General features: G+C 56.8%; 5 protein-coding genes. All 5 read right to left on the reverse strand.

What is annotated here, in order from left to right:
• Window positions 1-138: 138 nt before the first annotated feature.
• Window positions 139-1,806 carry a glutamine--tRNA ligase/YqeY domain fusion protein gene (locus tag DQG13_RS15580; RefSeq protein ID WP_113020706.1) on the reverse strand — a complete coding sequence of 556 codons (1,668 nt, stop codon included), beginning with the start codon at window positions 1,804-1,806 and terminating at the stop codon, window positions 139-141.
• Between the two features lie 174 nt (window positions 1,807-1,980).
• Window positions 1,981-8,025 (reverse strand): S-layer homology domain-containing protein, encoded by a 6,045-nt coding sequence (locus tag DQG13_RS15585; RefSeq protein ID WP_181592776.1) that lies wholly within the window; start codon window positions 8,023-8,025, stop codon window positions 1,981-1,983.
• Between the two features lie 198 nt (window positions 8,026-8,223).
• Complete coding sequence (gene glpK / locus DQG13_RS15590; RefSeq protein ID WP_113020708.1) at window positions 8,224-9,726, reverse strand: glycerol kinase GlpK; 1,503 nt, start codon at window positions 9,724-9,726, stop codon at window positions 8,224-8,226.
• Window positions 9,727-9,958: 232 nt separating this feature from the next.
• Window positions 9,959-10,387 (reverse strand): CBM96 family carbohydrate-binding protein, encoded by a 429-nt coding sequence (locus tag DQG13_RS15595; RefSeq protein WP_113020709.1) that lies wholly within the window; start codon window positions 10,385-10,387, stop codon window positions 9,959-9,961.
• A 41-nt stretch (window positions 10,388-10,428) separates the two neighbouring features.
• On the reverse strand, window positions 10,429-12,162 hold the full coding sequence (locus tag DQG13_RS15600; protein WP_113020710.1) for a hypothetical protein: 1,734 nt from the start codon (window positions 12,160-12,162) through the stop codon (window positions 10,429-10,431).
• Between the last annotated feature and the right edge of the window lie 39 nt (window positions 12,163-12,201).

The raw sequence follows: 12,201 nt of genomic DNA on the forward strand, positions 1-12,201 counted from the left end.
AAAACACCGTTTCCACGGTATAGAAGGAATTGTAAAAATTCCATATACACGCAGAAAAGGTGTTTTTTATATGCGCCTGCCATTATGCCGCACGCCGGACGAATGGCCCGGAATGCGGCAAGCTGCGCCAGGCGGCAATTATACGCTAAAGGAGCTTTTCAGGGATACGGTCAGGTTGAACACCGGCTTTTCCGGCGTGGAATTTTGGGAATCGACGCAGAAGTAACCGTGGCGGAAGAACTGGAACTTGTCCTCCGGCTGCACATCCTTGATGCCCGGGTCAATGAAGCCCTGCACAATCTCCAGGGACTTGGGGTTGATGCCGGACAGGAGATCATCTCCGCCCTCTTCCTCTTCTTCCTCGTCGGTTTTTTCGGCTACCAGCTGGTCATACAGCCGGAATTCCGTCGGAACGGCGGTGGTGGCCTCCACCCAGTGAATGGTACCCTTCACCTTGCGGCCGGTAAAGCCTGTGCCGGACTTGGTCTCCGGGTCATAGGTACAGCGCAGCTCCACCACATTGCCGGCCTCGTCCTTGACCACTTCCTCACACTTGATGAAGTAGGCATGTTTCAGCCGCACCTCATTGCCGGGGAACAGGCGGTGGTACTTGGGCACCGGATTCTCCATGAAGTCGTCCTGCTCAATATAGATTTCCCGGGAGAAGGGAATTTTCCGCATCCCCATCTCCGGCACCTCAGCATTCACCTCGGCGTCCAGCATTTCCACCTGGCCCTCCGGGTAATTGGTGATGACCACCTTCAGCGGCCGCAGCACACCCATGGTCCGCGGCGCTTTCAGCTTCAGATCCTCCCGGATAAAATGCTCCAGCATCCGCGGGTCCACAGTGCCGTTGCTCTTGGACACCCCCGCCTCGCGGATGAAGGATTTGATCCCCTCCGGGGTAAAGCCCCGGCGGCGCATGCCGCTGATGGTGAAGACGCGGGGGTCGTTCCAGCCGTCCAGCACGCCGGATTCCACCAGGCGCTTGATATAGCGCTTGCCCATAATGGTGCCGGCAATCTTCAGCTTGCCAAACTCATATTGGCGGGACACATGGGGCATCTCCGTCTCCCGGATCACCCAGTCGTAGAAGGGCCGCTGGTCCTCAAACTCCAGGGAGCATAGGGAATGGGTGACGCCCTCGATGGAATCCTCCAGCGGATGGGCGTAGGCGTACATGGGGTAGATGCACCATTTGTCGCCGGTGTTGTGGTGGTGGGTATGGGAAATCCGGAAAATAACCGGGTCCCGCATATTGATATTGGGGGAAGCCATATCAATCTTGGCCCGCAGCACCCGCTCCCCGTCCTTAAACTCGCCGGCCCGCATGCGGGTGAACAAGTCCAGGTTCTCCTCTACGGTGCGGTTGCGGTAGGGGCTCTCCGTACCCGGCTGGGTCAGGCTGCCGCGGGTTTCGCGGATGGCGTCCGCCGACTGGTCGTCCACGTAAGCCAGACCTTTTTTGATCAAGACAATGGCCCGGTTGTACATTTCCTCGAAATAATCCGAAGCAAAATGAAGCCCGTCCCACTCAAAGCCCAGCCACTTGATATCCTCCTGGATGGATTTGACGAATTCCACATCCTCCTTGACAGGGTTGGTGTCGTCAAAACGCAGGTTGGTTGTCCCGCCGAACTCATCGGCCAGCTCGAAATTAATGGTAATGGCCCGGGCATGTCCGATATGCAGATAGCCGTTGGGCTCAGGGGGAAAGCGGGTCTTGACGGTGCTGACGCGGCCTTCCTTGAGATCGTCCATCATAATGGTTTTGATAAAATTGGATGCGGCGCTTTTGTTGTCCATAGGAACCTCTTTTCATGCGGGTTAATAAAGTCCAAACCTTGCAAATTTCGTTTGTTCTATTATACACAAAAATTTAAAGGAATATATTAGAATATGCAACAGAGGTTATCCCGGGCCATAACAACCCGCCGGATAACCTCTGCCGCTAAGCCGGAGCCTTGCTTCCGGCGCTTCTTATTTCACTTGATCGTCGAGCTTGCGCACAAGCACCTCAACGGTTTTGCCGTCCACTTCCGCTCTGTAAGACTCGTGGGAAACAGATGCCTCTTCGATTTGTCCGAATGCCCAGAATCCAGGCGGCACATCAGGCCAGGTTTGTTCCACTTCCGTCAGCGGACCGCGGTACAGCATGCGGTTAATCATGGTAACCGCGCCGGAGCGGGTAATCCCCTCAACAGGCTTGAAGGTACCATCGGGGTAGCCTTCGATCATCCCGTTGCGGTACAGCGCCTCGATCTCTTCCACCGCCCAATAACCGTTGGGCACATCGGCATAATGAAGCTCGACAGGCACGCCAGTTTCCAGTTGCAGATAGCGGGTCATAACCGCTGCCAGCTCCCCTCTGCTGACCGGGTCCTCAGGGCGGAAGGTTCCTTGCAGATCTCCCTCAAAAATCTTATGTGCCGTTGCTGTATTAATGTAGCCATAAGCCCAATGGGTTGCCGGCACATCTGTATATCCCTTGGCCGGCGCGTCATAATCGCCGATCAGGCGGGCAATGATTGCCGCAAGCTCAGCCCGGGTCAGGAAACGCCCCTCCTGGAAGGTGCCGTCGGGATATCCCAGCACATACCGCTGATGCTTGAGATTGCCCGCTTGATTGGAATACACCAGCAGCTTCGCCGAAGCCGCTTCTCCGGAGGGACTGCCGCTTTTGCCTGCAGACTCGCCTTTGACCGTCATAATGCGCTCCTGCTCGCCTTGGCCCAGCTCCGGCCATTTCACCGTAATAGTGAAGGTACCCTTGTCTCCAGCCTTGAGATTGCGGATATCCCACACAATCATGCCTGCCAGCACGGTACCGCCATCGGCATCGATAACCTCCGCACCCTCCGGCAGCGTAACCCGGATTTGGCCTTCGGCAATATCCCCAGCAGCATTGTTCTTGTACAGAACATCAATTGACGCTTCGCTGGCTTGAGCTTGAACGGAGCGGCTGACCGTCACATTCACAGCAATATCAGATGCCTGACCCGGTGCGGGTGTAGCTGTCGGCGCAGGTGAGGGCGTAGAGACGCCCGGCTTGGGAGTGGCGGTCGGAGCCGTTCCTTCTCCGCTGTCCGAGCTTGGAGCCATGGCAAAGTCGAAACGGACGATGGCATTTTCCACCTTGATATAATGGAGTCCGTTTTCCTTGGCTGTTCCTGCAACCGTTCTGCTGTCATAGCGGCTGTCATAGGTGTCATAACCATTGGCATTCGCTGTAATATAATAGTCGCTGTCCCCATACACCATCCAGGCATAAGAGCCGCCGGTTACCTTCTGAACCGGACTGTCATTGTCCGCAGGCGGGAATCCGGGGAGAGAAGGCAGCGCAACCGGCGTATCGGGAGTCACCCCGTTTGCTTTGTTGCGGGCTGTATTCGCATACCAGAGCTTCAACGTGACTTCGCGGTCATCGATAAGCGCACCTGTCTGGGAGTTGGAAATTGTGCCGTACGGATCGATCAGTTCTTCGCTGATATTCAGTTCTCCAGCGTTATTTACAGACACTGCAGGCAATTGGCCATTCCGTTTTTCGTTGATGACCACATACTGGCGGACGCCGGTAGGATTGCCTTCACTGTCCAGTTGGTTGTAATAATAGCGGATTTCAAGCTCATATGTGTTATCTGCGCTTGTCCCCCCTTGGGGCAGGCCGTCGGCAATAAACAGGCCGTTGGCGCCAACGGGGAAACCATCGGCTTCGGCTGCGCTGCCAAGCGCTGCGCCCCCTGCCGTGTTGCTGCCGTCCACATACTGGCCATTCTGCTTCAGGAAAACGACAAATTCAGGAGCAACCGCCGGATTTTCTGCCTTGGACGCCGCAATGTCAATGGCTTGCACCTGTCCGTCGGCACTCTTGGTGCCAACGATTCCGGCTACCGCCTTGTTGGAGACCAGCGCATCCGTACCGTCTCCTTTAAACGGCTTGTCCGTTGCCGCATGCTGGCTGTACACCACTGATCGGCCTTGGCCGAGATCTTTGGTATATTCGATGGTGTACGTATCCCGGCTAAACGGAATCTTAAATTCATATTTGCCATCCGCATCTGTAACTGCCGTGCCTACAACCTGTCCTGCTCCGTTCTTGATAGTCAGAGCTTTGCCGGCAACCGGATAAAGCTGGCCGTTGCGGTCCGTTTCAGTAATGCTGCCCCTGATCGCCGGAGGCTCAAAATGGATCGTAAAGGACTCGTATGCGCTGATGCCCTTCTGCGGATCAACAACAGACGCCTCCACGGCAATCTCTTCTGCGTCACCACCGGCAAGATCGGGAGAACGGTAATAAATAACCGCTGCGCCATTGGCATCTGTTGCCGCCTGTGTCACCGGATTGCCGTCCTTGTCAACGAAACTGCCGCCGCCCGTTCCCGAGGTTGCGAATTTCACCAATACACCCGGCACAGGCTGGCCGTTCTCGTCTGTTACAGAAGCCGTAAGTGTTGTTGTGGTCTCCCCGTCGCCAACATTATGGAGAGGGTTGGCTGTTACTGTGAGACCGCCGCCATGGGGGATTGTGTGATCAATAACGAAGCTGGCGGTTGCCGTTGTGCTTAGCGGAAGCAGCCCCGGCTTCTCGGCGGTTGCTGCAACTGTATAGGTATCGCTCAAGCTGATAGGTGAATCTGCCGTCCATGTCCATGCTCCGGTCAGGGGATCGGTCTCAAGACTTCCCAGCAGCGTGCTGTTGCCGCTGTTCTTCACTACCACCGACACTTGCGAGCCGGGTTCGCTGGTACCGGTAAGGACTGTCACCGGCTGGTAGCGCGGCGAACCGCCTGCCACCGGCTGTATTCCCACATGGATATTGTCCACCGGAAACTGTATTTGGGTAGCGAGCACCCGCTGCGGGTCGCCGGCATCCACTACGTTTCCGCCATAAGGGCTGAAGCCGAAGGCAAGCTTAGCCTCCGGTTCTGCCAGGACGCCTCCAGGCAGCTTCAGAGTCAAAATACTGGTGTCATAGGTAACGCCCGTCACAGTGGCCGGCACCGTCATGGAGCCGATGGCAACTGTAAACTGCGGAGTGCCCTCCACGGAAACCGCCGTCGGGAAGCGCACCTTGACTTGATTGCGGTCCAATGTATCTACTGCCGCTGCTGCAGGGTTGAACATAAGCTGATTCTCTACCGGGAAGCTCTTCAGCCAGCTCAAGCCGCGCGCGTCCGCACCTGATTCGCGGATATTGGCCAAAGCAGCGGGCACCTGATAGTTCAGCGAGATGTTCGTTCCGGACGCCCCGTCTGCCAGCACGGGGATGCCTCCGGCAGGCAATTGGTCGGCATTCAGGGCAAAAACAAGGGTTTTGCCATCCGGCAATAATTCCATCCTTGTTACAAGCACAGGACCTGCAACACCGTTAATATCGAATGTAAACTGCTGATAGACAGCGCCTGTTACGATTGCCGGGTCCAGGGGCTTGTTGAATACAACCCGAACTTTATCCCGCGACAGATCATTGATGACCACTGCCGTGTCCGGCGCCATCTGGTTTTCCACCGGATCATTCACGAATTTGTCCAAGGGAGCCGAATGGCTGTTGGTGATGCGTTCGGCAGAGGAGAGCGCGGACGGATCATATGTCAGAGCCACAGACGCATTGGGCGGAATGGCATCCGCCACAGTCAGAAGCAGAACGGCGGGATCGGACGGATCAAATACAAGACCCGCTGGATTCACCGGTTCTCCATTAACGGCAAGCGTGAAGGCCTTCAGCGTTTCAGCAGCATGAGGAGCAAGAGCATTTATCGCCTCGGGAAAGGTCACCTGGATTGTGCGGCGTTCTTGATCATTCACCACGGCCAAGTGCTCGGGAGCGAACCGGTTGCCCACGTTAACGGATGTGTCCCCATTGGGAAAGCTGTCCAAGGGCTGACTGCCGGTTCCCGTTCCGGCAACTGTGCCTTTCGTCTTGTCATAAGACAAAGGCGGATTGACATTTTGGGGAAGAATCACATAGTCCGTAGGCAGCTGCGGCGGATAGTCCGGATGCCCGGGATCGATCTCCAATATCAGCGTAAAGGGATCATCCTGTCCATACGCATCCTTGCCATGACCGATCACCTCAAGGGGAACCTTGACCGGATTGCCTTCCGTCCCCACGTCCACAGCAAAGCCGCCCGGCAGTTTAGGGTCATAGGTTACCGGCTGGTCCAGCTTCACCACAACCGTGTGACGGTCAGGCCCAACATCGGCCTCCTCCACCTTCGGGGCCTTGGCTGCAGCGAATAATACCGGAGCAGAGTCCGAATTTCCGCCGCCGTAAGTGAGCAGGGACAGCTCGCCGCCAATCCTCGCTTTGACATTTGTCAGATGCGGATAATTGCCCAAATTCCACACGTTGACGGCGGCTACTCCGTTTTTATCTGTGGGGACTGTAATTTCACGGACAACAAGGGGCGTTCCGTCCCGTTCAAAGGTCCGCGTTCTGACCGTATATCCTTCTGCCGTCAAATAGACCTTCTCGTCGTCCTTCTGCTTGGCGGCTACTGCCTCTCTTCCGCTTCCGATATTAACTGGCGAGTAAGAATCCACATAATAAAGGGAGAATGTAACCGGGTAACCGGCAATGAGTTCATCATTGATGGTTCTGATCTCTGCCTTTATCTCGGCCTTGGAACCATCGGCGACAATGCCCGAAGGAGGAGCTCCCACCCCCGTAATCGGCTCATACCCGTAAGGCTGGGAGGCAACACCCTCATATTTGGCGAAGTCATAGTTGATTCCGTCCGCAACAAGGGGCACTTTGTTCAGAATCTGGACCTGCGTCGGCGCCAGCTCCACTGCCTGCTCTATTGTCGGCTGTGTGTCAGCCCGCGGGGCGATCAGACCGCTGAAGTTGTTGAAATACCAGGAGGTGATGTCATGATGCTGATTCGCCCCTCCCGTAGCCGCGGTAAATCCGATATAAGCGTCGTCCTGGAGCAGCTTGCTGCCCAAATCAACTGTATCGGAGAGGATTGGCTTGATGATTTGGGTCCCTCCGCCATCCTTGGGCGCAACCAATACGCCATTCGCCAAGTGGGGGAATTGCGTCAGCTTCACCGTGTCAATCTGCGCGGACGTTCCGCTTCCGGATGTCTGGAGGGTACCGTTCGAATTTACCATCGGCGCCCAAAAAGAACCGTCATTGTTCTCACGGATGAGATAAACCTCGAATTTTTGGGTCAGCCCGTTATAGTCGATCCAGGAGTGGAACTGCTTGTAGGGATCGAGTACGGCCTCAGCATCTGTTTGGGCCAATGACATTTTCTTGGTGTCCAGGGTGGCGATATTCTTGCCCCAATCATAGTTGGGGCTATTGAGACCTCCATGGCCCACATCCCCATTCAGATCAAGAGCCACATGGGATGCCCGATTGCCCGAGTTCAGATTCACCGGACGCGGGTCATTGCGGGCTGTTCCCTGATCCTGGGGGTTATTATAATATGTATCATACTCAATGCCAAAGCTCTTGCCCACGCCGGAGTATCCCAGCCCGCCGCCAGCGGCCCCCGCTTCATTGGAAGCGGTCTGCACCACGAACACAATGCCGTCCGCCTGGGACCCTGCATGCATTTTGAAGCCGAAATAGGTGCTGAAGGACCGGTTGTCCGACAGGGTTACCCGTTCCTTGTTGAATATGCTGCCAAAAGAGTAAGGGATGGTGGTAGCCAGCCGAATCCTGTCATCTTGGAATCCGACGATGTCTTGCGGGTTAGCGTAACTGCCAGTGCTGCGGCCGAAGTTATACTGCAGCCCGGCGGCCGTAATGCTTCCTAACTGGCTCAAGCCGCCGCCCGGTGATGAGTTGACGGTTGTAACCAGATGGTCCCCCACCAGCGGATTATTTGCATCAAACGTTGCATTTTTGAACGAAACATAGACCTTGTTGGGGTCTGCCGCTGCCGTTGCCGCACCTGATGCGCGGGCAATGGATGCAGGCTGCAATGGCAATCCCGGCACCAGCAAAATGACTGCCAGTGCCGTAAAAAGCCACCTCTTCCATGGCTGGCGCTTACTGAATTTATCATGCATCTCGCTTATCCTCCACCTTTCTGCTTGTTCAGGCAGGGAACCTCCGCCCGAACCCATAACTGTGACAATATTCGTCAACATGCAACATTATACTAGACATGTCTGGAAATTGTCCCGGTTTTGGGGAGGTGTAAGCGGGTCTTTAGCATGATTTAATCCGGAATTAATTTAGATATGACAAATCTCATAGAAGCCCATCTACTTGAAAGCCATAGCGGCCCGCACCGCCTTCTGCCAGCCTGCATACAGCTCTTCCCGGCGGGTGGGCTCCATGACGGGTTCGTACACCTCCCGCACTGCCCATAGGCGGGCCAGCTCTTCCCGGCCGGACCAGAACCCCACCGCCAGACCGGCCAGGAAGGCCGCTCCCAGGGCAGTGGTTTCCCGGACCGCGGAGCGTTCCACCGGAGCCCCCAGCATGTCGCTTTGGAACTGCATGAGGAAGCGGTTCTCCACCGCACCTCCATCCACCCGCAGCGCCGACAGCCGGATGCCGGAATCCGCCTCCATGGCGTCCAGCACATCCCGGGTCTGGTAGGCCAGGGACTCCAGCACCGCGCGGATGAAATGCTCCTTGGCCGTTCCCCGGGTCAGGCCAAAAACCGCCCCACGCACCTCGCTGTCCCAATACGGGGTCCCCAGCCCGACAAAAGCGGGCACCACATAGACCCCTTCGGTGGAGCCAACCCGCCGGGCGTATGCCTCGCTGTCGCCTGAGCGTTTGAACATGCGCAGCCCGTCCCGCAGCCACTGGACGGCAGAGCCGGCTACGAATACGCTGCCCTCCAGGGCGTATTCGGTGACCCCATCCACCCGCCAGGCGATGGTGGTGAGCAGGCCCCGGGCCGATTCCACCGCCTGCCGTCCGGTGGATTTCAGCACGAAGCAGCCGGTGCCGTAGGTATTCTTGGCCATGCCCGGCGTAAAACAGGCCTGCCCGAACAAGGCCGCCTGCTGGTCCCCCGCCACACCGGCGATAGGCACCTCCCGGCCGAAGAAATGATACCCGGCCGTTACGCCGTAAGTCTCCGAGGAAGAACGGACCTCGGGCAGCATGGAAGCGGGAATCCCCAGAATGTCCAACAGCTCCTTATCCCAACGTTCCTCGTGGATGTTGTACAGCAGCGTCCGGGAGGCATTGGACGGGTCGGTGACATGGACCTTGCCCCCGGTCAGCTTCCAGATGAGCCAGGTGTCGATGGTGCCGAAGAGCAATTCGCCCCGCTCGGCCTTCTCCCGCACCCCCTCCACCTCATCCAGCAGCCACTTGATCTTGGTACCGGAGAAATACGCGTCCAGCAAAAGGCCCGTTTTCTTTTTGAAGCGCTCCTCCAGGCCCTCCTCCTTCAGCCTGCGGCAGATGCCTGCCGACTGCCGGGATTGCCAGACGACGGCATGATACACCGGCATACCGGTGGATTTGTCCCAGACCACCGTAGTTTCCCGCTGGTTGGTAATGCCGATGGCCTCCACCCGGGCAGGAGCGATGCGATTCTCCGTCAGCACTGCGCTCACCGCCGCCAGCACGGAGATCCAGATTTCGTCGGCATTCTGCTCCACCCAGCCCGGCTTCGGAAAATACTGGGGAAACTCCTTTTGCGCAGTATATGCAGCCCTTCCTTTCCGGTCAAACAGAATCGCTCTGGTGCTGGTTGTGCCCTGATCAATAGCCAGAATATACTGCTCCTGCTTTGCCGCCATATTCATATCCCCCGTTTATCCCCGCTTGGAATCGCACCGCCATGAGGCGGTTTTATTAGTCCCATTATAATTGTTTTTGGAATAACCATCCATGACAGGCGCAGCATCCTTTTATGAGAAAAACCTGACGGAAGATCACCGTCAGGTCCTTTTACGTTGTGGGGTTACCGAGGGCGCTTCAAAAAGACGTCCCGCAGCTCTTCCTCTATCGTAAACATTATATGCCGATGGTTCACCGGGAAATGGCCTGGCTCACACCTGCTCTCTGCACCTGGAAGAGCATAGCGGAACTTAACGCGGCTCCTTCCGTCCATTGATCGGCAGCGACTCCATACAGATGAATGTCGTTCTCGGAGCCGTTCGCATCACTCACCGCCCCGCAGAAGATCAGCTTGGCGGAAGTGATCGGACCGGGCACATCCTGCAGATCGAACTTCAGATCGCTTTCCCGGTTGTCGCTTGGGATCGTGGGCACCCGCTTGACGATGAGGTCGACATCGCTTCCGTAGTTGACATCCGCGTTCGTGCTGCCCCGCACATAAGCATCGTCTGTCGGATACAGCATCATCGTCTGTCCGCCTGCCCCATCGCCCTCCGCGGCGTGCACCGGGGTATATCCCGGCACAAGCCCGAACAGCAGAAGCAAACAGGTGAAAATCACCAGCTTCCCCTTTCAGTACTGAAGCTTCCTGTCACGCATCTTCATTCGTCCTCCTTCAGATTCGTTATTGCAAAAGCAAGCCGGACATGGTTGCCCGTTGCTTGCGCTTCTGCCAATACGTACTCTCCGTTGCGATTCCCGTACCGGAATTGGCCGATACGTACTTGGGCAGCGGAGGGGAGTGCAACCGAATACAGGTATTCATGGAGCTGTACGGTAATCCGGCCGGTCGTCAGTTCCGTCAGGGCTTCGTCCCGTCCGTTGGTTGCCAGGAGGGGAATCCGGATATACAAAGGTTCGTCTTTCGTCTGGCCAAGCACGATGTCCATCATGACGCCCGACCCGGTAAGTTCATAGCGCTCCTCCACGAATCCGCCCGGCAGTTCTTCTCCCTCATAAATGACGGCAAACCGCACCTGATCGGGTGATTCCTCCAGGACAACCAACCGGGATGCAAGCGACGAACAATCCGCCAGGTAGCGGATCGTTCCGCTTGTCCGTTCCTTCCAGCCGGCGCCTATAGCGGCCGGGATTCTGCCAACGCCTTCGTGAAGCCCATACTTGGTCCCCGGGCTGAGCGGCGCAGACAGCGCCAGCTCCGTCGGAGCCCCCTTGCGGTGAATGCGGCCCAATCCGGTTGCGTCGTAATTTGGGTCGGCCGCGGTGTCCATCTCGAGGGAATAGCCGCCCGCATTGGCGAAGATTTTATGAAAGGACGCCGAAGTCTGCCATACGTAACCTCCGGCCTCGGCCGGGCAAGCAGCCTCGGGAATACAATCGTCCGCGAACCAATATCCGATAGCCAGAAAAGCGCCCAGAGTGGCCATGTACTTGTCGTAGTAGCCGTACTTTTCCTCCCCGTACTTCATTGCAACGGGGTACCTGTTCTTGATGTGATGGGGCGGCTGCATGCGCAGCCAGGGCAGGATCGCCTCTACAGCCAACCGGGCGCTCTGCCGGAACGCCCCTGCCAATGCAAGATTGCCTTCGCGGTAATAGCGTCTTGCCTCGTACTCCGCATTGGCGGCGACCAGCGCTTCATTGAACAGAAACTGGCTGCTGCGGCCGCCGTAACCAAGCTCACCCGCGGACGACTGCATGCGCAGGGTGGCCAGGCCCGCGCGCCGGAGGCATTGATCAATCCCGGCGGCGAAGGGGCCGTCGTAGCCGAACCCGAGCATCAGTTGAATCTGGCATCGGGTCGTCAGATCGTACAAGATCGGGCACCCGGGGTCCCGGTACATGCCGTTCTCGTCGAAGCGGGTCATCTGAATCGGCCAATGCTTGGCGAAATAGGATGTAGTGTCCGTCAATCCCTCCGTTTCCCGCAAATACTCTCCCGTCATGTTGTAGATGTTCACATTGTGCAGAAGAGCAGGATCACCTCCTTCTCTTAGCCAGTAATTGTATTGGACACAGGGATCAATCTTGCGCAGCTCATCCAACCATTCCGGCTTGGCTTCCTCCCAGTCCGGCAGCGTCTCTTTCATGAGCTTCAAGGAGAACATGATTTCCCGGATCGCGTAATCCGCTTCGTTCTTGCCTCGCATGGCCGCAATTTCCCGGCAGCATTCCGTCATCATCCGCTTCCACAGATCCGTTAGCTCTCCCATCCTGCCGCCATGGATGAGGCACGACAATACAGTCAGCACGCGGGAGTAGGCATGCAGATCCATCCGTCCGTTCCCGTCAACGCTCCTGCGCTGCCGAATGCGCTCCGGACCGTAAGCCTCCCATGTCATTTCCAGAATGTTAAGATACATCGATTTGCTCAATGTCGATTCCTCCGGGCTATGCGCTTGACCATTCAAGCT

Origin of the sequence: Paenibacillus sp. YN15, assembly GCF_003285005.1 — a bacterium.
Classification (GTDB): domain Bacteria; phylum Bacillota; class Bacilli; order Paenibacillales; family NBRC-103111; genus Paenibacillus_AR.

Coding starts and splice junctions, on each gene's coding strand:
- DQG13_RS15580 (WP_113020706.1), bottom strand. CDS start 1,806: ATGGACAACAAAAGCGCCGCATCCAATTTTATCAAAACCATTATGATG.
- DQG13_RS15585 (WP_181592776.1), bottom strand. CDS start 8,025: ATGCATGATAAATTCAGTAAGCGCCAGCCATGGAAGAGGTGGCTTTTT.
- glpK (WP_113020708.1), bottom strand. CDS start 9,726: ATGGCGGCAAAGCAGGAGCAGTATATTCTGGCTATTGATCAGGGCACA.